The organism is Rhodopseudomonas sp. BAL398 (genome assembly GCF_033001325.1).
Classification (GTDB): domain Bacteria; phylum Pseudomonadota; class Alphaproteobacteria; order Rhizobiales; family Xanthobacteraceae; genus JARJEH01.
Map to the genome: position 1 here is coordinate 3,681,877 of NZ_CP133111.1, position 23,124 is coordinate 3,705,000.

A 23,124-nucleotide genomic window follows, 5' to 3' on the forward strand; every position below is an offset into this window, starting at 1 on the left:
GTCAAGACGAACACCCAACGAACCGGAGACCACCCATGACCGAAATCGATTTCGACACGCCGAACTACATCGTGCCGGCGATTCCCGGTATCGTCGACCCAGACGCTCTGCAGCGCAAGGTCGAAGCCAACATTGCCCAGGTGCCGGGATTAGCTCTGCGCCTGCAACGGTGGGGCGATACGGACGCAGCCGCCGAAGGCAAGCGCAATATGAACCAAGAGCGCATCGCTGAGCTCAAGGTCCCTCGCGGTGAGTCCATCCAACGTATAGCGTACTTGCAGCGGCATATTGTGCCGGGCGGAAAATCGACGCCCGACATCGATGCCGAGATTGCCGCCGAGACGGCGAAGGTGAAGACGTTGGACGCCGAGATCGCGAGGCTGCAAGCCGCGAACAAAGTCGCCTTCGTTTCACCACTCCGCCGCGTGCTGTCGGCGATCGACAAGGCGACGGGCGACTTGATCGCCCATCAGAACGAAGTGACCGTGCCGGCGGGATCGACCCCGATTGCCGAACTCGACAAGCGGATCAGCGCGATCGAGAATCGCCGCGCCAAGATTGCTGATCTTCGCGCGACGACGCCGACCCTTGCCGAATTGCTGTCGGGCGCCGACGCTGACCTTGAGCGCCAACGTGCCAAAAGGGAGTCGCCCAACGTCGCCGCGCTGTTCAACATGCGGGCGCGCGGCTGGACGCAGGGGCTCGATCAAAATTTGAAGGTCTTCTCGTTCGGCGAAATTAAATGGCCAACACTTCGCGTGTTCGACGGTATCGACTTCGCCGACGCGCCGGACACTGACGCGCTGATTAGGCACGTCTTTCACGACCAGATCCGCGCCTATATCCACGACCAGATCAAAGCCAAATTCGACGAATCCAAAGCGATGCCGGCGGCCAAACGCAACGCTGCAATCGCCGCTCTCGAAGCCGAGATCTTCGAGTTGCAGTACGAAGCCGGCGCCTTCGCGGCAACTGCAGAGGCCGACGGCGCAGCCGTGCGCTATCCGACTGATATGGACCCGTTGGCAATCATCGGCTTCAAAGAGTTGCCGAGGGTGGCGCGCCCGACAGGCAAATCACGCCAGATCGTCGACGAGTATCATCCGATTGAGCCGGTGTGAACCAGCTCGATACTGGCGGCGAAAGTTTAGATCCATTTTCTCTCGCCGCTGGCAAACGAATGCCACCGCCGTTTCGAATCCTTGGCGACGGTGGAAGCACTGGGGTTTTGTGGAACTTACCCAAAGTGCGGGTGATGGGGCTGCTGATCGAAGATCGAAATGGGCTGCGATGCCCGAGGTGTAAAACGTATTCGAATCGGCGGCCCTATTGCTTTACTACCACCTATCAACCGAAGGACTGTATCAGATGAGTGACCTAAACGATCGAGATGACGACCTTCCCGTCCTTTCACCCATACAGCTTGCATTCCGTGCCGCTCGTGTCGGGCAAGGGGCACACGTCGCGGCTCAGATCTGCCGCGATTACGGCGCGCAGTCCGGCCGGGCGATTGACGTTCCGTCGGCAAAGGTGGCCGCATGCACGGCCGCGTTGCACGAGGCCGCAGCCAGCGGCCGATCGCGTGGCTCGGCACAGGCCCAAGCGAAACCGGCGACTCTGGACCCGACGGCGATCACGGCGATCTACGCCCGCTGGAACAATCCGGCGCGTACACAGACATAACTAACAACGACCGTTAGCGCGGCCGTGACCCCCGACGGCCGCGCTGACGACCGATCAACCGATAGGGGGACCCCCATGCAGAACGATTGCGATATAATCGCGCGATACGCGCACGAGATCAGATTTGCCGAGGGTTACTACGCTGGATTCCCGTCGCTGTATTTCACTCGCCTGGCGGTCGCTGTCGCCGCGGACGATCTGTGGCCCCTGATCCCTGAGCCGTCCGCCGCCGAACTTGACGCTACGGCCGCCGAGCTGTTCGAGAGTACGTGAAAATGACCCGCCGCCTGCATTTAGTCATCCGGGGCCTTGAGCCAGATCAGATCGCCGGCTTCATCGCCGAGGTTGAAGCCATTGCACTTAGGACAGTCACCGGGCCGGCAACGCTGGACTACAGCGATTGCCCTATGACCGCTACCGAGCTGGAGCGCGTGAAGGCGAAAACTGGGAAGGCGACGGACTGAAGCGTTACTTGGTCTTTGTCCGGAATGTATGAAACGATGAATCCCATATAGAAAGGTAACCCCATGAGCACGCTCAAGCTGGCTGACGTTGTGCCGACAACCCAAGGTCCGGAAGTGACGGGGCTTTCTCTCGACTCCTTCAGGATGCAAATGCGGCGAGATCCCAATGCGCCCAAACCGTTCAAGATCGGGTTCCAGAACTTCTACGTTCGCGCCGAGCTAGTGCGATGGGCGAAAGGTCGCAAGGCAGCGTCCATCGCGCGTTGCACCAAGTAACAGGAGTCCACCACAGCAGCATCCGCAAAAAGAAACCGCCGCCACGCTGCAACGTGAACGGCGGCAATAACAGCGCAGAGAGGATTCTGCACCGATGAAGCAGGTACTTACTACCACGCCGCGCAACCGTCAATGGTTCGACCCCGACGACGCTATCCGATTGATTGAGCTTGTCGGCGGACAGGCCGACGCCGTCATGGATTTTCGCGTCTTCGCTGAGTCGAAGCCGTGCAGGGAACGGCTAAGCGCCGTCTTCCGCGACGGCGGACGGCTCCCCCGGATGAAATACCGGGGCGCCTTCGCTGAGCGCAACGACATTCTACAACAACGCAATCGGCAGGGCTTCGGGATCTTCTACTCATCGAATCCGAGCGATGGGGCAGGCGTCAAGAACAACAATATCGTCGCCGTCCGCGCCTTGCCTCTTGATCTGGACACCACCAGACCGCCGGCCGATTGGGATGGCGGCCTTCGCCCGCATGTCTTGATAGAATCCTCCCCGGGCCGCTTTCAAGCGCTGTTCATGATTGAACCCACGACGGCATTTGACGAAGCCGCCCGTATGGCCAAGCGCCTCGCGATGCTTTACGGCGGCGACCCCAACGTATCCGACCGGGCGCGCGTGCTGCGGCTCCCCGGCTTCGTTCATCAGAAGGCCAAACCGTTCAGGTCGCGGATCGTCTGGATTGATCACTTCGCCGCACCATTCACCTTGGACGATTTCGACGTGATCTTGCCGCCGCTGCCCAAACGCCGGATTGGAATTGGTGATAGCGGCGTCGGCCTGATCGACGCGAAGCGCGCGGCATTGCTGTTCGAGCATTACCCGGTCGAGGCCATTGCCGGCAACGCCGCGTGGCAGCGCTTCGCCATGGCGCTGCATTCGGCTTGCAATGGCAACGAAGCGGTCGCCGAGTTGTTCTTTAAATTCTGTATGCAGGACTCGGCATATGATGATGACGACGACGCCCGGAATCGGATGCGATGGGACTCCTTCCACGCCGAGCGGGATGGCGGGCTGACCATAGGAACGCTCAAGCGATTATGCACGGAGAACAGAATCCCCGGCGCCGTCCGCTTTGCACTCTTCAATGACGCTCTGAGGGATTTCGACAATGAGTAGCACCTATCGCAACTACGAGGGCGACTCGGAATATGATTTTGACGCGCCGAGTTGGCCTTGGGAGATCTTTTACCAGGGCAAGAACACGCCTTCGCAGAACGCTCATATTTTCTTGAAGGACCGGCCGTTCAGCTTGATCTGTTCGGACAAGGACTTCTATTCGCTCGCTCCCGGTGGGGTCTGGACGCTCATTGATCCCGACCACCTGCGCGCGGAGATTCGCCGGACTGACCCATCGCATGGGATTTCATCCGGCGCAATGCGGGCGATGCTGGACGAAATCAGCATCGCGAATATCGTCACCGCCCGGCCGTTCGAATGGCTGGTGGATTTCGACGATGCGCCGTCGCCAAACGATTTGGTCCTGGCACGGAACGGGTTGATCAATGTTGCGACGGGTGGATTGATTCCACTCAATGGTGACTACTTCGCCACTGCGGTTCCCGAGTGGGACTACGACCCAGATGCCAGATGTCCACTGTGGGAGTCGAAGCTCGACCAATGGCTGGACCCGTCGTTTCATCCGACCTTGCAGGAGTGGTTCGGGTACACACTCACGCCTGATACCCGTTTCGAGAAGATGGCCGCTTTCATCGGTGCGAGCCGGGGCGGCAAGGGCACCGTGAAAGGCGTCCTGGAGTCGCTAACAGGCTCTAACCATGTCGCGTCGATCATGCTCAATGACCTTGCCGGCGACTTCGGCCTACAGGACATGATCGACAAGCGGCTACTAATCATTCCGGATGCTGCCGACACCGATCGCCACCGGCGCGGTGCGGCTTTGGAGCGGATCAAGAGCATCACTGGAAACGACCGAATCTCAGTGAACCGGAAGAATAAGGCAATGCTGACCAGCGTTCGCATTCCGGCGAAGATCACGATCCTCGCGAACAGACATCCCAAGTTTATCGACTCGGGGTCCGCCTTTGCGATCCGAGAATTGCAGTTCCTATTCCAAACGTCGTTCCAGGGGGTTGAAGACACCGCCCTTAAGACGAAGCTGGCGGCAGAGCTGCCCGGCATAGCCAATTGGGCCATTGAGGGGCTGCGGCGCCTGCGCAAGCAGAATGAGTTCACGATCGGCGCTTTGGGCAAGGCTGCGCAAGCGGATCTTGCGGGGGCACAGTCCCCCGAGCTGCGCTTTGCGCGCGAGTGTCTGAACGTCACCGGCAGATCAACGGACATGGTCCCGCTCGAAATGGCGTTCGCCGCCTATGGGTCGTGGGTCATGGCAGAGGGTCTAAGCCCGAATGAAAGACGCAACCGGGAAGACTTCAAAAATGACGTGCTCGCATCGCTGCAACATCGTGGCGTGCGCTATGCACGAAATCAGGTGCGGTGGCATGATCCACTGACCCCCAAGGCTGGGGAAGGCAAGCGGATCAAGGCGCGATTGGTCGGGGTCGCTATGAAGAAAACAGCGCATTACATGCCGGATGGTGACGACGAATAGAGCGAGATTGTCACCCTGTCACTCTGATAGGCGCCGGGTGTCACCATGTCAGAATGCGAGAAACCCTTGGTACCATGGCACAAGTGCGATGTTTGTCACCCTGTCACCCGATTCGGGGGCTCCAACTCTTGCCAGCGGGACCCCTACTTTTGCGGGGGCTGGATAAAGCAGGGGTCTATTCTATCTCTCTCTATATATAATAGGGTGACAGGGTGACAAAGAGCTAAGAAGATCAACAATAGCAGGCTTTTTTGATGTCACCCGACATGGTGACATCGGGTGACAAGAGTGACAGCCCTCGATCATATGGTCGCCACTATCGACCGATCACGCATCGGACCACCCGCGCGATTCCATTCTTTGGCACAACCCTTTAATGTAACTACATTAATAGACTCAATGGATTACATGCAGGTGCATCTATCTACGGCAAGTCAATGCAGATGCATCTAAATGCGGATTCGTTAGGCCTAACGGCCAAAGAGAAAATAATTTCGATGAAGATGGTTAAAAAATAATTGCGGGTCCTTCCGGCGGCGTAGGCGCTATGGGGGCAAGAACGGGGCGCAGGTGTCGTGCGGATGGTGAACGAAATTATTTTCTCTACCTGTCGTGAAAGAAAATAATTCTTTCATCGCCGGCCTTGTCAAATAGCGCATGCGACGTAGTCTCGGCTCCGCCGAGACAGAGGACGATCACCGCCGACCGTCGCTGCCGCTTGCTGAGCGCCGCCTGCCATCACCGGCGGCGCCGCTGGTGGTCGACGCTGTGGGTTACCAGGACGACCGCCGAGCGCTGAGCGCCGCCGACCACCGATCGCAGATCATGGACCGCCGCTGATCATCGCTGCCGCTGCCGCTCATCACCTGACCGCCGGGCACTGCCGACCGTCGCTGGCGGTCGACGCTGTCGATCACCGGCGGCGCCGCCAATCGCCGCCGCCCCCGCCGAGCGCTGCCACCCACCGACGCCACCGATCGCAGATGATGGACCACTGCCGACCGTCGCTACCGATCGCTATCATCCGCTGCCGAGCCTAAGTGTTTCTTGTACATCGGGAGCCGCGTTGCCAGAGTCCGTCCAGATCAATTGGAGCGAATCCCATGGCACGTCCGCGACTGTTCAAGTCCGAAGGCGCCGGCTACATGACCGTGCTGCTATCTCGTGAGCATTTCAAATACATCAACTATCTGGCAGGTCCCGCGCCGGGCAATCGCGCGCCGACCGTGCGCAGGTTGATCGATATCGGCATTGCTGCCGAGCGCAGCAAGCGAAGACGCAAACGCGCCGCCGCCTGATCACAGCTTGGTACCAAGACGATGAAGCCGCGTATCTGCGTAGTCTGTTCAGCGACGAACATGCCTCGGACCGGCGGCCAAAAGGCGTGCGGCCCGGCATGCTCGAAGCGACTCCACGCTCAAGCTGTCGCGAACAAGCGTAAAGCAGCGCCGGTCAAGATGTTGACTTGCGTAATATGCTCCAAACCGTTTCCGCAAAATGCTCGTGCGATCACCTGCGGCGCGATCTGCTCTAAGGAGCGGGTGGCTCAACGCATTAAGGACTGGCGCGCGGCTCAGTCACCCGCCAACATTCCATCTCGCCGCCAACGCTTGATCGACGGCTACATTTTGCGCCAGCGCCGCCAGGACGAAGCTGAAGGAATCCCATTTGACTTGAAATATTACGACACGATGGCAGATCCCGAGGGCCGACACTACGCCAGCCATTTTCAGGACAGTGAACTGTGACGTAGGCGAAACAAGGTTTCAGGCCAGCATGTCTATGATATTGTTGAATAAAAGACGCCGCCCCCACAACACCCCGTCCATGCTATCGATTCGAAAAGACCAGAGTGCCGATTGACCGCAAGGCGAAAAAGTCATTTAACCCCTTTCCAGTAAACTTCTGGTGGCAATGGCTGATTTTAGACCCATATTCCCGGCGCACGCTATTGAGCGGTGCAGCGTCACGGTTGCCTTCAACAGTGAGGTGCCGGAAAAGGCCATGAAGCGTATCGTGGCCGATGCGACGCCTAAGGTGGCTGGGTTGGGATTGCAAGAAGGGCGGCAACCGATTGGCTTTCAGGTCGACGCGCTCAGTGGAAAAATCACGCCTCTGGAAAAAGGCGGCCCGGCGAATTTTGTGTCGTCCGACAACCGACAGCAACTCGCTTTGATGCCCAATGCAATAACTTGGGCTACTCAGCAATATGTAAGATGGGGACAGTTTAAGTCGCAATTCGACAAGGTTGCCTCGTATGCAATTGAACAATACGAGACCTTAGTTTCCATTTCATCGGTGCAACTTGAGTATTGGGATCGTTTCATCTGGACGGGCGATTGGGATGATTTTGACGTTGCCCAATTGCTGAAGCCTTCATCTCCGTTGATTTCTCCGAAAGCTGTCGCGGCCCGCAAAGAGTGGCATAGCCACATCGGCTGGTTTGAGGATGCTGAGCATAGTCGACGGCTGTGGAACGTTAATGTAGATGTTGTGGGGCTAGCGGAAGCAACGGGGGTCTCAAGGCCAAGTGTCGGAATTTACACAATGGCAAGGGATCAGATGTCAGCAGTTCGCGGGCAGCAGGACTTCTTTGAAAGCAAACCTGTAACCAGTCGGTTAGACCTCTTACATGCTGAATTGAATGAAATGTTCAAGGGGCTGATTTGCTCGGACATGTGCCGGCGAATTGGGCTTGAGACGGGAGGCTGACATGTTTCCAATTTTAGATACAACAGCGACACTGAGCTATTTGCAGGATCAGGTTTATCTCAATCCGCCGGCTATTGTGCAAAGTAGCTCTAATAACCTGGGTCGTTTGAGTAACTATTTTCCGAAATTGGGTGAGGTTCGAGTCAGCGTTACTACCAACGGCGGGTGGATCAATAGTGCTTTTTTGATTCCGTCTGTCGACGCGTGGACGCTTGAGACGTTAAGCGCCATCGCCGCTCACAGAAATCTAACTGATGGATGGGCCGGAAGCTTTTCGACGGAAGCTCCCAACAAGGAAGCGCTTGATACTGCCGAAACTCTTGCACAGGCGTTTTCTTATGTCCCCACATCCAAGCGACCAGCCTTTTCCGTCGACACCGAGGGGCGCCCTAGTTTTTCTTCGTATAACGATGAATTCTACCTGCACCTCACCATAGATCGACCCGGCTTTATATCGTGGTATTCGGTCAAGAATGGCGATGAAGATTTTCGTGACGATGTTGCGATTGATGGCTTCAACCTTGAGAAGCTCGCTTCTGAGATATTGATGATTACTTGATGAGTTACGATGCATGTCGCCTCGCGCTTTTGCCTGAAGCAGGGCGAGTGCGTCGCATAAATCAGTGTGTTGAACAAACTTGCGGATGCGAAGCTCATTCAGTTTCGGATCACTCGCCAGGTATTGTCGAGGATGAAGAGACGCTTCACTATTTGGTCCCGACACCAGAAGGACGCACGGAAAATGGCCATCTGAATCCCACTTTTCTGACGTCCGTAGATACCGAGGGATTAAGCGTCTTGCGCGACGGCGCTGCAGACGTTGAGTTTGAAATCACGGTGTCCGAACTTAGACCCCGTTGGAGTAGCAAAAGTCGCTCCCTCGATGGAGTAATGTCGTTCAAAGCATCCGCAGTCCGTTATCGTGGCGGCCAGCGACTTTGCTGCATCTATGATACTGGGTTGCCTGAGAAGCCCAATCACTGCGACTTAATGGCTCCAAGCTTGGAGAGTCTATTTCCCGGTGGCTCAAAGACTGATCTGAAGAGGCGCCAACGAGCCCGACTGAAAGAGATTATTGATCAGATAGGAAATGGCTTTACCGAAGCCACGAAATTCAGAGGTGGTCGATTGGCGCACCTTGTGAAATAGCTAGCGCGTTCGCGGGCGTGCAGGGCCCCATAGATATCCGTTCTGCGCCGCTTAGTGGCCACGTTCAAAGATGAGCTTTCGAGAAATACGCGGGTCAAAAATCCGACGATGGGCGTTGGACCAGGCTATTAGTAGCTAGTGCGCTGTGTGGCCTTGTCGCGCCTGTCGAATAGCGCAGTCATGCCGCCATGTTCGGCGAATAGCATCGTGGCTCAGATCAAAACCGGCGGCACGGCGATTCCCGCCGCTGCCAGAACCCCTGCACGCTTATTGATGAGCAATGCCCCTGCGATGCTCGAAAAGATCGGGCGGTGGTTGTCCGGACGACCGCATGGCCGACCGCCACCAGCCTCGCCCGCCGAGCACTTTCGTTGGAATGGCACCCGGCCTGACCTGCCCGACTTCGAGCTGCGGCCCTCAGCGCATTGATTTGGGTCGGCCGCTACATTTGTGCCGCCGCCGGGCGGGGGCGTTGTACGGGTTCCCCTGCGCATCTGAGCGCCAGCCCGGTCAAGCGTCCCGCCGGCTTCGAGCCGTGGCCGTCAGCGCATTGATTCGGATCGGCCGCTGCATTGTCCCGCCGCCGGGCCGGGGCGCTGGACGGGCTTCCCTGCGGCTTTTGTGCGCCTGGCTCTGGTCAGCCCCGAAAGGGAGCCGGCGTGGCGATCCGGGGCGACCGGTGGACATGGGTTTAGCCCAAGAATCGAACGGTAGGGTTGCCGCTAGGGCTAAAACGGAAAAGTCGAAAATAAGCCAATTATTTCAGTCGTTTATGGCGGAGAGAGTGGGATTCGAACCCACGGTACGGTTTCCCGCACACACGCTTTCCAAGCGTGCGCCTTAAGCCACTCGGCCATCTCTCCGTCGCCTTCTCATGACGGTGCCGGGCAATTTTGGCAAGGGATCGCGCCCCGGAACCGGCGCTTTTCCGCAACTGCTTGTTTAATTAATCGTTTTTTTGAGATCCGGGCGCCAATGACGGGGCGTCGACGGCCTCTCTGGCCGTTTCAGCCGCCGAGCGGCAAGGCTGGGGATTCGCTCCGAGCCATGAGCATTGCGGCCAAGGCGGCGAAAACGCCGATTCAAGCCGCGGACACCCATTGGTCCATTCACGGGCGCCTCGGTATCGGGAAGGCAAATGCCCCCGCGCCAGAGCTGGCTCTGGGTAATCCAGAACTCGCGTCGCGATCCGATCCGATCCGGATTGCAGCACTGGTGAAGCGGCGGCCGAGAACTGGCCAGGCTAGTTCAGGCGCGCGCTATCGCGTCCGCCCAAGCCACGCGGGGGCCATACGGTCGTGGGGATTTCAATGGCTGACTGATCGGCTGCGTTATGCGCGTTGACGCTATGCGCGCTCTGCAGGGTGTCGACGAAATCGGCGAACCAGCGCTGGATGCTGTTGGTGCGCAACTTGTCCATCATCGCCTCCCAGCGCATCCGCCGTTCATGGAGCGGCATCGACAGCGCTGTAGCCAGGGTGCGCGCCATGCCGTCGATATCGTGCGGGTTGACCAGGAGCGCGGTTTCCAGCTCATTGGCGGCGCCGGCGAATTTCGACAGCACCAGCACGCCGGGATCAACCGGATTCTGCGCGGCAACATATTCCTTCGCCACCAGGTTCATGCCGTCCTGGAGCGGCGTTACCAGCCCGACCTGCGCGGTGCGATACAGGCCGGCAAGCACGGTCTGACGAAAACCTTTGTTGAGATAGCGGATCGGGGTCCAGTCGGCTTCGCCGAGCCGCCCGTTGACGTCGCTCACCAGTCGGGCGAGGTCGGCTTGGAGATTTCCATAGGCCTCGATCGTGCCCCGCGAGGGCGTGGCGATCTGCAGCAACGACACCGTGCGCTGCAAGGCGGTATGCTGGGTCAGCATCCGGTCGAAAGCGTTGATGCGGTTGATCAACCCCTTGGAATAATCCAGCCGATCCACCCCGATCACCAGCTTCTCGCCATTCAGGCTTCTGCGCAACCGCGAGACGTCCGGATGCGACACCGCCTTGTGAGCCTGCTGGGCAAATTTATCGGCATCGATCCCGATCGGGAACACGGCGCATCGTGAGGTTCCGTAGCTCGAGGTCACGCTGTCGCGGCTGACGCGCAGCCCCAAATCGATCTTCAAATAGGAGAGAAAATTCTGCTGATCCTCGTCGGTCTGAAAGCCGATCAGATCATAGGCCAGCATCGCCTCGATCAATTCGCGATGATGCGGCACGCTGCCGATGGTGGCGCGCGATGGCCATGGCGTATGCAGAAAAAATCCAAGCGGATGGTCGACGCCCTGGTCGCGCAATTCGGCGCCGAGCGCGAGAAAATGGTAATCCTGAATCCAGAACACGGTGTCGGGCTTGCGGAACCGCAATAATGCCCGCGCCATGAAGGCGTTGACCTCGCGATAGGATTGATAATCGTCCTGGGTGACGCGGATCAGATCCGGCCGAGAATGCAACGCCGGCCAAAGCGCGGAATTGGCAAATCCTTCGTAATAGCCGCCGTAATGCGCGGCTGGCAGGTCGAGCATCGCCAAAGCGCCGGTGCCGAGCGCTTCGATCTGTGCAAATGGGTCTTTCTGTGCCCCGTCACGCACTCGGCCACTGGAACCGACCCAGATGGCCCCGGACTTCTCAACCACTGGCAGCAATGCCGCTGCCAAGCCTCCCGTCATCGGCTCATTTGCTGTGGCGCGCGCGACCCGATTGGAGACGACTACGAGATTCACTGAAACTCCTCCGACTTTGCGAGCGTATCTCTCCGGACGTATTAAAGCTCGCGATATTAACAGCTGTTCATCGAAATCGTTCCGATGCAAATTGGCTGGGAGCGGCGCTTTTGCGATCGGTTCCCATGCGCAATGCCGTTATTGCGTTTCCACCGCACCAATCTCTGCCTAATTCGCCTGACCGTTTCCCGCCAACTGCGCCAGCCATTCGCGCACATCGCTGGGTTGATCGAAATGGCCGGCCACGCCTTCGGCATAACGGCCGACCGAAAAGGCCAGCCCCTGCAGCTCAGGCATGATCGCAAACACCGTCTCATCCGTGACGTCGTCGCCGAGAAACACCGGACGCCGGCCCTTGAATGGCTCGTGATTCATCAATTCGCGCACGCCGGTCGCCTTGGTGAAACCAACATGCTTGATTTCGCAGACCGACTTGCCGGGCATGACTTCGATCGGCGCGTCCGGATAGTCGGCGCGGATTGCATGCACCGCGTCGTAGATCGTCTGCTCATATTGCGGCGCCAGCCGGAAATGCAGGGCCAGCGAATAGCCCTTGTCTTCGAGCAGGATGCCGGGGCTGAGCTTGGCGATCGCGGCCAGACGGCCCTTCATCTCCGGATCCAGCGGCGGCGCATGCGCGGACACCGCCTCGTTCTCGACCGCCAGCCGCATTTCCGCGCCATGGCCGCCGACCGCCGGAAACCGCGTCGGTGCAAAAATCAAATCGATATCGTTGAGCGAGCGGCCGCTCACCAGAGCCAATGCGCCCGAGGTCCGCTTCACCAGCTCGGTCAATGATTGCTCGAGGCCCGGCGGCACCCACACTTCGCGGGGCGTCTGCGCCAGATCGAGCAAGGTGCCGTCGATGTCCAGCAACAACGCGCATTGATCGAGGGGCGGAATGATTGCGCTTGGCGCAGGCCGGTCCGGCGACGCGGTGGCCCGCGATGCACGATCCGCGGATGCCTGATCTGCCAAAGTCTGTTTCATGTCGTTTCCTTTATTATTGCCGCAAGCGGTTGCGCCACCGCTTCCAGTGATTTGCGTTCTGCGGCGATACCATAGCGCCATCCGACCCATGCCGCGCCCAGCATCAAGGCCGATCCCAGCAGATACCCTGCGAAAACCGTGCCGCGCGATCCGGTATCGATCAGCGCGCCAAACAGTGCCGGCCCCGCGACGCCGCCGATCCCGGTGCCGATCGCATAGAACAGCGCGATTGCCAGCGCCCTGACCTCGAGCGGAAAGGTCTCGCTGACGGTGAGATAGGCGGCGCTCGCCGCCGGCGAGGCGAAGAAGAAGATCACCATCCAGGCGATGGTCTGGCTCTGCGCGCTGAGCGCGCCGATCGAGAACAGATAGCCCGACAACGCAAGCAGGAAGCCGGAGACCGCATAGGTGAACGGAATCATCACCCGGCGTCCCAACGTGTCGAACAATCGGCCGAGCAGCAGGGGCCCGAGAAAATTGCCGGCCGCGAAGGGCAGGATGTACCAGCCGATCTGGCTCGACGCGATGCCGAAGAATTCGGTCAGCACCAGTGCATAGGTGAAGAAGATCGCGTTGTAAAAAAACGCCTGCGCGGTCATCAAGGCCAGACCGACCAGCGAGCGCTGGCGATACAGCGTGAACAGCGTCTGCGCGACCTCGCGCAACGGCGTGTGGCTGCGGGTCTGCAGGCGGATTTTCGGCAACGGCCGCGCCACGTCCGGATCGGCCGTTGCATGCCGCTCGATCTCCGTGACGATCGCATCGGCGCGTTCGGGATCGCCGTGGATCATCAGCCAGCGTGGGCTTTCCGGAATCCACAGCCGCATCGTGAACACCACGAGGCCGAGCACCGCACCGGTCAGATAGGCCAGCCGCCAGCCGATGTCGGGGCCGACCACGGCGGGATCGAGCAGCACGATCGCGGCGACCGCGCCGATCGCGGCGCCAATCCAGAAACTGCCATTGATGACCAGATCGGTCCAGCCACGATAGCGCGCCGGCACCAATTCCTGAATCGTCGAATTGATCGCGGTGTACTCGCCGCCGATTCCCGCCCCGGTCAGGAAGCGAAACAACGCGTAGCTCGTCACGCTCCAGGACAGCGCCGTTGCGGCGGTCGCGGTGAGATAGAGCGCCAGCGTGATGAAGAACAGCTTCTTGCGGCCGATCCGGTCGGTGAGCCAACCGAATCCCAGCGCACCCAGCACCGCGCCGGCCAGATAGGCGCTGTTGGCGAGGCCGACATCGAGATTGGAAAAGCGCAGCGTCGGGCTGTCTTTCAGTGCCCCGGACAGTGCGCCCGCCAGCGTCACTTCGAGGCCGTCGAGAATCCAGGTCACTCCCAGCGCGAACACGACGCGGGTGTGAAATCCACTCCAGCGCAGGCTGTCGAGCCGATAGGGAATGTCGGTCTCGATGATACGCGCGGCGAAAACCGGTCCCGTTGTCTCAGCGGCGGCGCTGTGTCGACTGGTCATTCCGCCCTGCTCCGGCCTCTTTCAATTCCTTGCGGACACCGAAGCGCGGCAACCACACCCATAAATATTGGATCACATCTAGGTAACCGGGATGCGGCGCATCAGTTCCCGCTTGGCCGCAATCGCCCCGCCCGCAGCACAGGCCAAAGCGCGTGAGTCAGCAATGCCGGCGCTGCCGCCACATGCCGATGCCAGCGCGCAACGCAGCCGCTTCCAATACCAATCTTCCGATACCAATGACGTGACGATGACTTCGAAGTTGAAAATCCCAGTTGCAAAGTCCGGCCGCAATGCTTCTAATTAGACCAATTAAAAAGCATGGGGAGGCCTGAGCGTGTCAACAGTGTCACTGACAGTCAATGGCAAATCGGTCACGGCGGAGGTCGAGGATCGGACTTTGCTCGTGCAGTTGCTGCGCGACCATCTGGGCCTGACCGGCACCCATGTCGGCTGCGATACCAGCCAGTGCGGCGCCTGCATCGTCCATATCGACGGACGCGCGGTGAAATCCTGCACCACTTTGGTCGGCCAGGCCAATGGCGCCAATGTCACCACCATCGAAGGCATCGCCAGGGGCGACGAGCTGCACCCGATGCAAGCGGCGTTTCGCGACAATCACGGTCTGCAATGCGGCTATTGCACGCCCGGCATGATCATGTCGGCGATCGATATCGTCAACCGCCATGATGGCGACCTCGACGAGGACACGGTCCGGCAGGAGCTCGAGGGCAATATCTGCCGCTGCACCGGGTACCACAACATCGTCAAATCGGTGCTCGATGCGGCCTCCCGCATGAAGATGAAGCAGGCCGCGGAATAGCTCCGCGCCGCTCGGTTTTTGAACGATCCAATTTCAAATCAAGGGTGCCGTCCGCGTTGTTCGCATTGTCGCGCGATCGAAGCATCCGACAGGGAGAGACGTCATGGGCGTTGAAGGCATTGGCAAAAGCGTTGTGCGGAAGGAAGACCGTCGCTTCATCACCGGCAAGGGCCGCTATGTCGACGACATCAAGATTCACGGCATGACCTTCGCGCATTTCGTGCGCAGCCCCCACGCCCACGCCAAGGTCAAGAGCATCGACGCCACCGAGGCCAAGAAGATGCCGGGCGTGGTCGACGTGCTGACCGGCCAGCAGATCGTCGACGACAAGATCGGCAATCTGATCTGCGGCTGGGCGGTGCATTCGAAGGACGGCTCGGCGATGAAGATGGGCGCGTGGCCGGCGATGGCGCCGGAAACCGTGCGCTTTGTCGGCCAGGCGGTCGCGGTGGTGATTGCCGAGACCAAGAACCAGGCCCGCGACGCGGCCGAAGCCGTCGTGGTCGATTATGAAGAACTGCCGAGCGCCCACCATATCAAGATGGCGATCGCGCCCGGCGCGCCGCAGCTTCACCCCGAAGCCCCCGGCAATATCGTCTATGATTGGGAGATCGGCGACGCCAAGGCGGTCGACGACGCCTTCGCCAAGGCCGCCAATGTGGTCAACTTCGAGCTGGTCAACAACCGGCTGGTGCCGAACGCGATGGAGCCGCGTGCGGCACTGGCCGAATATAACGAAGCCGAAGAACACTTCACGCTGTACACCACCTCGCAGAATCCGCATGTGGCACGGCTGGTGCTGTCGGCATTCTACAATGTCGCGCCCGAGAACAAGCTGCGGGTGGTGGCGCCCGATGTCGGCGGCGGCTTCGGCTCCAAGATCTTCATCTATCCGGAAGAGATGGTGGCGCTGTGGGCGTCCAAGAAGGTTCGCCGTCCGGTGAAATGGACCGGCGACCGCAACGAGGCGTTCCTCACCGACGCCCACGGCCGCGACCATATCTCCAAGGCCGAGATGGCGTTCGACAAGGACAACAAGATCCTCGGCCTGCGGGTCACCACCCACGCCAATTTCGGCGCCTATATGTCGCTGTTCTCGTCCTCGGTGCCGACTTATCTGTACGCCACGCTGCTGTCGGGGCAGTACAACATTCCGGCGATCCATGCCGAGGTGATCGGGGTCTACACCAACTCCACCCCGGTCGACGCCTATCGGGGCGCGGGGCGTCCGGAGGCCTGCTATCTGCTGGAGCGGCTGATGGAGACCGCGGCGCGGCAGCTGAAGGTCGATCCGGCCGAGTTGCGGCGCAAGAATTTCATCACCAGCTTCCCGCACCAGACCCCGGTGATCATGGCCTATGACATCGGCGATTTCGGCGCCTCGCTCGACGCCGCCTTGAAGGAAATCGATTATGCCGGTTTCCCGGCGCGCCAGGCCAAGGCCAAGTCCGAAGGCAAGCTGCGCGGCTTGGGCTTTTCCTGCTACATCGAGGCCTGCGGCATCGCGCCGTCGAAGGCGGTGGGCTCGCTCGGCGCCGGCGTCGGATTGTGGGAATCCGCCGAGGTTCGTGTCAATCCGGTCGGCACCATCGAGATCCTGACCGGCAGTCACAGCCACGGCCAGGGCCATGAGACCACCTTTGCGCAGCTGGTCGCGGATCGCCTCGGGATTCCGATCAGCCAGGTCTCGATCGTCCATGGCGACACCGACAAGGTGCAGTTCGGCATGGGCACCTATGGGTCACGCTCGGCAGCAGTGGGCATGTCGGCGATCTTCAAGGCGATGGAAAAGGTCGAGAGCAAGGCCAAGAAAATCGCCGCGCATCAGCTCGAGGCCTCCGAAGACGACATCGTGATCGAGAACGGCGAGTTCAAAGTCACCGGCACCGACAAATCGATCGCGCTGCCGATGGTGGCGCTGGCCGCCTACACCGCGCACAATCTGCCCGACGGCATGGAGCCCGGTCTCAAGGAAGGCGCGTTCTACGACCCGACCAACTTCACCTTCCCGGCCGGCTCCTATATCTGCGAGGTCGAGGTCGATCCCGGCACCGGCAAGACCACGATCGTCAATTTCGTCGCGGTCGACGATTTCGGCCGGCTGATCAATCCGATGATCGTCGAGGGCCAGGTCCATGGCGGTCTGGTCCAGGGCATCGGCCAGGCGATCCTCGAAGCCGCGGTCTATGACGACACCGGCCAGCTGATCACCGCGTCGTTCATGGATTACGCGATGCCGCGCGCCGACGACGTGCCGTCGTTCAAGCTGTCGCACACCACCACTTTGTGTCCGGGCAATCCGCTCGGCGTCAAGGGCTGCGGCGAGGCCGGCGCGATCGGCGCCTCGGCGGCGGTGATCAATGCCATCACCGACGCAATCGGCCACAACAATCTGGAGATGCCGGCGACCCCGGACCGGGTCTGGCACGCGATGCAGCTGCAGCAGGCGGCGGAATAGACGGGTTCGTCATTGCGAGCCGATCGGTCGGCGCAAAGCGCCGGCCGATCGAGCCAAGCAATCCAGGAGCAACGCACACAGCCCTGGATTGCTTCGTCGCTTCGCTCCTCGCAATGACGAAACTTCGAGGCTCGATGACATTTCGAATTTGATCTCTGAGGGAGATTTATCATGTACGCCATGACCTATCACCGCCCCGCCACCGTCGAAGAAGCCGCGGCCCTGTTTGCCAAAGGCTCCGATTCCAAATATCTCGCTGGCGGCCACACTTTGCTGCCGGTGATGAAGCAGCGGCTGGCCGCGCCGAGCGACGTGATCGACATCGCCCGGATTCCGGCGCTGATCGGCATCGAGGCCAATGCCGACACGTTGACCATCAAGGCTGCGACCACCTATGTGGACATCGTCAACAGCGCCGAGGTGAAGCGTTCGATCCCGGCGATCGCGCATCTCACCTCGGTGGTCGGCGATCCCGCGGTGCGCGCGCGCGGCACCATCGGCGGCTCGGTCGCCACCAACGACCCCACCGCGGATTATCCGGCGGCGCTGCTGGCGCTCGGCGCCATGGTGAAGACCAACAGGCGCGAGATCCCCGCCGATCAATTCTTCCAGGGGCTGTTCGCCACCGCGCTGGAGGACAATGAGATCATCACCGCGATCGCGTTTCCGATTCCCGCCAAGGCCGGCTACGCCAAATTTCGCAATCCGGCCTCGCGCTTCGCCCTCACCGGCGTCTTCGTGGCCAAGACCAAAGCCGGCGAGATCCGGGTCGCCGCCACCGGCGCGTCGCAGAACGGCGTGATGCGGGTGCCGGCGATCGAGGACGCGCTGAAGGCGAATTGGTCGGCAGCGGCGCTGGACGGCGTCAGGATTTCCGACGAAGGCCTGATGTCGGACATCCACGGCAGCTCCGACTATCGCGCCAATCTGATCAAGGTGATGGCGAAACGCGCGGTCGAAGCGGCGGGCTGAATTCGGCGCGCTGAATTCCATCCCACGGCAAGCGGCGCGCCTCGCGGCGCGCCGTCTTTGTTTGTGGCCGTCGTTGTGTGTCTCCGACGCATGGCCGCATGCAGGAGTGCGGTTAAAAGTGGCTTGCCCTCGACGCAGCCAGCATAGAGAGTTTTCCGCAACGAGAACCGCGCGCCGCCCCAAGCGGCGCCATCAGATATGGGAAAACTCAAGGTGCAGGATTCAGCAACCATCTCCACCCCGACGCAACAGACCCGCAGCGGCCCGCTCGCCGGAATCCGGATTGTCGAATTTGCCGGCATCGGACCGGGCCCGTTCGCCTCCATGCTGTTGGCCGATATGGGCGCCGAGGTGATCACCCTGACCCGCGCCGGCCAGACGCCGACGGGCGCCGCGGCGCGCGGACGCACCCTGGTCGCGGTCGACCTCAAGGACAAGGCCGCAATTGCCGGCGTGCTGACGCTGCTCGACGGCGCCGACGCGCTGATCGAAGGCTATCGGCCGGGCGTGATGGAGCGGCTCGGCCTTGGTCCTGACGTTGTGATGGCGCGCAATCCGAAGCTGGTCTATGGCCGGATGACCGGCTGGGGCCAGAGCGGCCCGCTGGCGCAGGCCGCCGGCCATGACATCAACTACATCTCGATCACCGGCGCGCTGGCCGCAATCGGTCCGGCGGAACGCCCGGTGCCGCCGCTCAATCTGGTCGGCGATTTCGGCGGCGGCTCGCTCTATCTGGTGGTCGGCCTGCTCGCCGCGCTGCTGGAAGCCGGCAAGTCCGGCAAGGGCCAGGTGGTCGACGCCGCGATGTGCGACGGCGCCACCTCGCTGATCACCATGTTCTTCGACATGACCGCCAAGGGCGTCTGGAAGGAAAGCCGCGAGAGCAACATGCTCGACGGCGGCGCGCATTTCTACGGCACCTATGAGTGCAAGGACGGCGGCTTCGTCTCGCTCGGCTCGATCGAGCCGCAATTCTACGCGCTGCTGCGCCAGCATGCCGGGCTGAACGATCCGCAATTCGACGGCCAGATGGACAAGAAGAATTGGCCGGAGCTGAAACAGAAGCTGGCTGCGGTGTTCAAGACCAAGAGCCGCGACGAATGGTGCGCCATCATGGAAGGCACCGATATCTGCTTTGCGCCGGTGCTGACGATGTCGGAGGCCACCAAGCATCCGCACATGGTCGCCCGCGAGGTGTTCATCACCCACGAAGGCCACACCCAGCCGGCACCGGCGCCGCGATTCTCGCGCACCCCCTCGGCGGCCCGCGCGCCGGTGACCGCGGACCTCGCCGGAATCGCCAAGCAATGGGGCCGGAGCTGATCCGGCCGGACATTCGCAATCAGCGCAAGCGGCTCCGCTTGCGCTGATTGAAGCGATCGGCCTGCCGATCGACTGATACCTAAGGGCACGGCCTCTCGTTCGTCATGCCCGGCCTTGTGCCGGGCATCCACGCCTTGAGCGCCGTGCTGGATCAAAGGCGTGGATGGCCGGGACAAGCCCGGCCAAGACGCGAGGACAAGTCGAAACCAAACGGCTTGGCATGACGCGCCGGCTCGCCTATGCGGCGGTCTTGTCCTTCAGCACGCCGCGGCGGATCTGGTCTTCCTCGATCGATTCGAACAGCGCCTTGAAATTGCCTTCGCCGAAGCCGTCGTCGCCCTTGCGCTGGATGAATTCGAAGAAGATCGGCCCGATCGCATTGGCCGAGAAGATCTGCAGCAGCACCTTGGTCTCGCCGCCGGCGACGACGCCTTCGCCGTCGATCAGGATGCCGTCCTGTTTCAGCCGCGCGATATCCTCGCCATGCTTGGGCAACCGCGCGTCGATCTTCTCGAAATAGGTCGGCGGCGGCGACGGCATGAATGGCAGGCCATCGGCGCGCAGCTGCTCGACGGCGCGATAGATGTCCTTGGCGCCGCAGGCGATGTGCTGAATGCCCTCGCCGCGATAGGAGTGCAGATATTCCTCGATCTGGCCGGAATCGCCGGCGTCCTCATTGATCGGAATCCGGATCTTGCCGTCGGGGCTGGTCAACGCCCGCGAGAACAGCCCGGAGGCGCGGCCCTCGATATCGAAGAACCGGATCTGGCGGAAGTTGAACAGCTTTTCGTAGAAGCCGGTCCACACATCCATGCGGCCGCGTTGCACGTTGTGGGTGAGGTGATCGAGATAGTACAGGCCGACGCCTTCCGGCCTCGGGTTTTTCGCGGCGAGCCAGTCGAATTCGAGATCATAGGCCGAACCCTTGGCGCCGTAGCGATCGACGAAATACAACAGGCTGCCGCCGATGCCCTTGATCGCCGGCACGTCGAGCGTCTTTTGCGCGGCACCGGCCTCGGCCGGCTCGGCGCCGAGCGCCAGCGCGCGGGCATATGCCTTGTTCGCATCGACGACACGAAACGCCATCGCCGGCGCGCACGGCCCGTGCGCGGCGACGAAGTCGTGGCCGTGGCTGCCGGGCTGCTCATTGACCAGATAGTTGATATCGCCCTGGCGATAGACGGTGATGGTCTTGGTCTTGTGCCGCGCTACCGCGACGTAGCCCATCAACTTGAACAGCTCGTGGAGTTCCGCGGGATTCGGATGGGCGTATTCGACGAATTCGAAACCGTCGGTGCCCATCGGATTTTCCGCCGAGATCACGGCGGGCGGGGCGTCGTGCGGGAACGGACCCATGGCTTCCTCCTGGTCTTGATTTGATCTGTTGATTGAAGTGTCGGTCACTTTCGACGCAAGGTGCATGCAAATTGCAGCGCGTTATGCAAGTATGATGCATAGCTTGTGCACCAAGAGGCCATTTCGCGCATGATCCCGGTGGATGCTTTCGACCTCAGAATTCTCGCCGCGCTGCAGGACGACGGCCGGCTGACCAACCAGCAGCTGGCCGATGTCGCCGGGTTATCGGCCTCGCAATGCTCACGGCGGCGGATGCGGCTCGAGCAAGAGAACGTGATTTCGGGCTATCACGCCGACCTCGACAGCGAGGCGCTCGGCTTCCACGTCATCGCCTTCATCCACATCACGCTGGCGACGCACTCGCCCGACAATGCCAAGCGATTCCGCGCGCTGGTCAACCGGGTCGACGAGATTCAGGAGGCCTATTCGCTGACCGGCGACGCCGACTATCTGCTCAAGACGGTGCTGCGCGACCTCAAGAGCCTGTCCGACATCGTCAACAAGGTGCTGATGCCGCATCCGAGCGTCGCCCATGTGCGCTCGTCGATCGTGCTCGACCGGCTCAAGCAGACCGTGAAGCTGCCGCTGAAAGAGCTGGCGCGGTGACGCTACCTATCGCTGGCGCGATGCGGCCTTGCTACGTCGCCGGCAGGATCGTGCCTTCGACGTCGCCGAAGCCGATGCGGTAGCCCTCGCCCTGGCACCAGCCGCGCATCACCAGCGAGTCTCCGTCCTCGAGGAAGCTGCGGGTCTCGCCACTGGGCAGCTCGAACGGTTCGGCGCCGTTCCAGCTGATTTCCAAGAGGCTGCCGCGGCTATCCTTGTCCGGGCCGCTGATGGTGCCGGAGCCGAGCAGATCGCCGACATTCATGGCGCAGCCCGATGAGGCGTGATGAATCAGCTGCTGCACTGAGGACCAGTACATATATTTGAAATTGGTGGCGCAGATCGTCGCCGGCGCGTTCATCGCCGCGCTGCGCAGCCCGACCTCGAGCGCCAGATCGTAATTGTTGGCGCCGCGCTGCTGCAGATAGGGCAGCGGCACCGGGTCCTGCGCCGGCCCCTGCAATCGGAACGGCTCCAGCGCTTCCCGCGTCACGATCCAAGGGCTGATCGAGGTGGCGAAGGCCTTGGCCTGGAACGGGCCGAGCGGCACATATTCCCATTGCTGGATGTCGCGCGCGCTCCAATCGTTCAGCAACACAAAGCCGAAGATCATCGCCTCGGCCTGCGCCTCCGTCAGCATCTCGCCCATCGTCGAGGATTGGCCCACCACGACGCCCATCTCCAATTCGAAATCGAGCCGTTTGCAGGGTCCGAAGCTCGGCAGCTCGGCGGAAGGCGGCTTCAACTGGCCGCGTGGCCGGCGGATCTTGGTGCCGCTGACCTCCACTGTGGAAGAGCGGCCGTTATAGCCGATCGGAATATGCAGCCAGTTCGGCAGAAGCGGATTGGACTTGTCGCGGAACATGGCGCCGACATTGCTGGCATGTTCCTTCGACGAATAGAAATCGGTGAAGCCTTCGACCCGCAGCGGCAGGTGCAGCCTGGCCTCGGCCAGCGGGATCAGTGCTTTCGCGCGCAGCGCCGCGTCGTCGCGCAATTCCGGATTGTCGTGGCGCAGCAGGGTGCTGATCCGCGCCCGGGTCCGCGACCAGATCTCGGGGCCCAGCGCCATGAAACCATTGATCGACGGTTGCGCGAACACGCCCTGCGCGCCGTCGAGCAATCCCGCCGATTGCAGCGCGGCAAGATCCAGCACGAAATCCCCGATCGCCACCCCGACGCGCGGCGCCGCCTTGGTTGAGAACACCCCATAGGGAAGATTCTGGATCGGGAAGTCGCAGTCGGGCTTCACCTCGATGAAGGAGCGGAGTGTCGGATCGTTGGGGTGCATGAAATGTCCTGGGACGTTGAACGGTGCGGGCGGATCGTGGAGCTTTCTTCACCCTCCCCTGGAGGGGGAGGGTCGGCGGGAAGCGCGCGAAGCGCGGTGCACGCCGGGGTGGGGTGAGCCGCGGGCACGGCGCATAACCTCTTCGCCACCCCACCCCGCTCGCTGACGCGAGCGACCCTCCCCCTCCAGGGGAGGGTGAACCGCGCTGTGAGCGCAAACGCTCATATGCGATCGCCTTGCCGCACGCGAGG

At 61.1% G+C, this 23,124-nt stretch carries 22 protein-coding genes and 1 tRNA gene; 17 read left to right on the forward strand and 6 right to left on the reverse strand.

Annotation, left to right across the window (positions count from 1 at the left end; translation table 11 throughout):
* Nucleotides 1–35: 35 nt before the first annotated feature.
* From RBJ75_RS17400 to RBJ75_RS17450, 11 genes are all read left to right on the forward strand, one after another.
* Nucleotides 36–1,121: a hypothetical protein gene (locus RBJ75_RS17400; RefSeq protein WP_044405138.1), complete on the forward strand. Its 1,086-nt coding sequence runs from the start codon at nucleotides 36–38 to the stop codon at nucleotides 1,119–1,121.
* 637 nt (nucleotides 1,122–1,758) lie between these two features.
* Complete coding sequence (locus RBJ75_RS17405) at nucleotides 1,759–1,956, forward strand: hypothetical protein (RefSeq protein WP_044405143.1); 198 nt, start codon at nucleotides 1,759–1,761, stop codon at nucleotides 1,954–1,956.
* A gap of 2 nt (nucleotides 1,957–1,958) precedes the next feature.
* Nucleotides 1,959–2,147, forward strand: a complete 189-nt coding sequence (locus RBJ75_RS17410) for a hypothetical protein (RefSeq protein ID WP_044405146.1) — start codon at nucleotides 1,959–1,961, stop codon at nucleotides 2,145–2,147.
* Between the two features lie 63 nt (nucleotides 2,148–2,210).
* Nucleotides 2,211–2,423 carry a hypothetical protein gene (locus RBJ75_RS17415; protein WP_044405149.1) on the forward strand — a complete coding sequence of 71 codons (213 nt, stop codon included), beginning with the start codon at nucleotides 2,211–2,213 and terminating at the stop codon, nucleotides 2,421–2,423.
* A 94-nt stretch (nucleotides 2,424–2,517) separates the two neighbouring features.
* On the forward strand, nucleotides 2,518–3,546 hold the full coding sequence (locus RBJ75_RS17420) for a DNA-primase RepB domain-containing protein (RefSeq protein ID WP_044405151.1): 1,029 nt from the start codon (nucleotides 2,518–2,520) through the stop codon (nucleotides 3,544–3,546).
* Nucleotides 3,539–4,999 carry a DUF5906 domain-containing protein gene (locus RBJ75_RS17425; RefSeq protein WP_052628788.1) on the forward strand — a complete coding sequence of 487 codons (1,461 nt, stop codon included), beginning with the start codon at nucleotides 3,539–3,541 and terminating at the stop codon, nucleotides 4,997–4,999. Before RBJ75_RS17420 ends, RBJ75_RS17425 begins: the two co-directional genes overlap by 8 nt.
* Before the next feature lie 657 nt (nucleotides 5,000–5,656).
* The gene (locus tag RBJ75_RS17430; protein WP_152647572.1) at nucleotides 5,657–5,839 is read left to right on the forward strand and encodes a hypothetical protein; all 183 of its coding nucleotides are present in this window, start codon (nucleotides 5,657–5,659) and stop codon (nucleotides 5,837–5,839) included.
* A 305-nt stretch (nucleotides 5,840–6,144) separates the two neighbouring features.
* On the forward strand, nucleotides 6,145–6,297 hold the full coding sequence (locus RBJ75_RS17435) for a hypothetical protein (protein ID WP_160297900.1): 153 nt from the start codon (nucleotides 6,145–6,147) through the stop codon (nucleotides 6,295–6,297).
* Nucleotides 6,298–6,318: 21 nt separating this feature from the next.
* Nucleotides 6,319–6,747 (forward strand): hypothetical protein, encoded by a 429-nt coding sequence (locus RBJ75_RS17440; RefSeq protein ID WP_152647573.1) that lies wholly within the window; start codon nucleotides 6,319–6,321, stop codon nucleotides 6,745–6,747.
* Nucleotides 6,748–7,003: 256 nt separating this feature from the next.
* Complete coding sequence (locus tag RBJ75_RS17445) at nucleotides 7,004–7,711, forward strand: TIGR04255 family protein (protein WP_160297901.1); 708 nt, start codon at nucleotides 7,004–7,006, stop codon at nucleotides 7,709–7,711.
* Nucleotide 7,712: 1 nt separating this feature from the next.
* The gene (locus tag RBJ75_RS17450) at nucleotides 7,713–8,270 is read left to right on the forward strand and encodes a hypothetical protein (protein WP_276156515.1); all 558 of its coding nucleotides are present in this window, start codon (nucleotides 7,713–7,715) and stop codon (nucleotides 8,268–8,270) included.
* A gap of 1,363 nt (nucleotides 8,271–9,633) precedes the next feature.
* Here RBJ75_RS17450 and RBJ75_RS17455 read toward each other — a convergent pair.
* The 4 genes from RBJ75_RS17455 to RBJ75_RS17470 form a co-directional block, all read right to left on the reverse strand.
* Nucleotides 9,634–9,723: transfer RNA gene (locus tag RBJ75_RS17455), tRNA-Ser, on the reverse strand.
* Nucleotides 9,724–10,103: 380 nt separating this feature from the next.
* Nucleotides 10,104–11,579, reverse strand: coding sequence for an alpha,alpha-trehalose-phosphate synthase (UDP-forming) (gene otsA / locus RBJ75_RS17460; RefSeq protein WP_080900931.1), 1,476 nt, complete (start codon nucleotides 11,577–11,579; stop codon nucleotides 10,104–10,106).
* Between the two features lie 168 nt (nucleotides 11,580–11,747).
* On the reverse strand, nucleotides 11,748–12,569 hold the full coding sequence (otsB, locus tag RBJ75_RS17465; RefSeq protein WP_044407873.1) for a trehalose-phosphatase: 822 nt from the start codon (nucleotides 12,567–12,569) through the stop codon (nucleotides 11,748–11,750).
* A complete protein-coding gene (locus RBJ75_RS17470; RefSeq protein ID WP_044407876.1) occupies nucleotides 12,566–14,047 on the reverse strand; it encodes an MFS transporter in 1,482 nt (493 codons plus the stop codon). Before RBJ75_RS17470 ends, otsB begins: the two co-directional genes overlap by 4 nt.
* Nucleotides 14,048–14,138: 91 nt before the next feature.
* On the opposite strand from RBJ75_RS17470, the gene RBJ75_RS17475 reads away from it, so the two are divergent.
* The 5 genes from RBJ75_RS17475 (at nucleotide 14,139) to RBJ75_RS17495 (ending at nucleotide 19,620) form a co-directional block, all read left to right on the forward strand.
* Nucleotides 14,139–14,351, forward strand: coding sequence for a hypothetical protein (locus RBJ75_RS17475; protein ID WP_152647642.1), 213 nt, complete (start codon nucleotides 14,139–14,141; stop codon nucleotides 14,349–14,351).
* Nucleotides 14,352–14,381: 30 nt separating this feature from the next.
* Complete coding sequence (locus RBJ75_RS17480) at nucleotides 14,382–14,867, forward strand: (2Fe-2S)-binding protein (RefSeq protein WP_044407879.1); 486 nt, start codon at nucleotides 14,382–14,384, stop codon at nucleotides 14,865–14,867.
* Nucleotides 14,868–14,970: 103 nt separating this feature from the next.
* Entirely contained in the window at nucleotides 14,971–17,325 is a 2,355-nt protein-coding gene (locus RBJ75_RS17485) for a xanthine dehydrogenase family protein molybdopterin-binding subunit (RefSeq protein ID WP_044407882.1), read from the forward strand.
* Between the two features lie 171 nt (nucleotides 17,326–17,496).
* Nucleotides 17,497–18,297, forward strand: a complete 801-nt coding sequence (locus RBJ75_RS17490) for an FAD binding domain-containing protein (protein ID WP_044407885.1) — start codon at nucleotides 17,497–17,499, stop codon at nucleotides 18,295–18,297.
* Between the two features lie 198 nt (nucleotides 18,298–18,495).
* On the forward strand, nucleotides 18,496–19,620 hold the full coding sequence (locus RBJ75_RS17495; protein ID WP_044407888.1) for a CaiB/BaiF CoA transferase family protein: 1,125 nt from the start codon (nucleotides 18,496–18,498) through the stop codon (nucleotides 19,618–19,620).
* A 237-nt stretch (nucleotides 19,621–19,857) separates the two neighbouring features.
* Here RBJ75_RS17495 and hppD read toward each other — a convergent pair whose 3' ends face one another.
* Nucleotides 19,858–20,976 carry a 4-hydroxyphenylpyruvate dioxygenase gene (hppD, locus tag RBJ75_RS17500; protein WP_044418776.1) on the reverse strand — a complete coding sequence of 373 codons (1,119 nt, stop codon included), beginning with the start codon at nucleotides 20,974–20,976 and terminating at the stop codon, nucleotides 19,858–19,860.
* A 129-nt stretch (nucleotides 20,977–21,105) separates the two neighbouring features.
* On the opposite strand from hppD, the gene RBJ75_RS17505 reads away from it, so the two are divergent.
* Complete coding sequence (locus RBJ75_RS17505) at nucleotides 21,106–21,582, forward strand: Lrp/AsnC family transcriptional regulator (RefSeq protein ID WP_044418774.1); 477 nt, start codon at nucleotides 21,106–21,108, stop codon at nucleotides 21,580–21,582.
* A 31-nt stretch (nucleotides 21,583–21,613) separates the two neighbouring features.
* Here RBJ75_RS17505 and fahA read toward each other — a convergent pair whose 3' ends face one another.
* Nucleotides 21,614–22,873, reverse strand: a complete 1,260-nt coding sequence (gene fahA, locus RBJ75_RS17510; RefSeq protein WP_044418772.1) for a fumarylacetoacetase — start codon at nucleotides 22,871–22,873, stop codon at nucleotides 21,614–21,616.
* Between the last annotated feature and the right edge of the window lie 251 nt (nucleotides 22,874–23,124).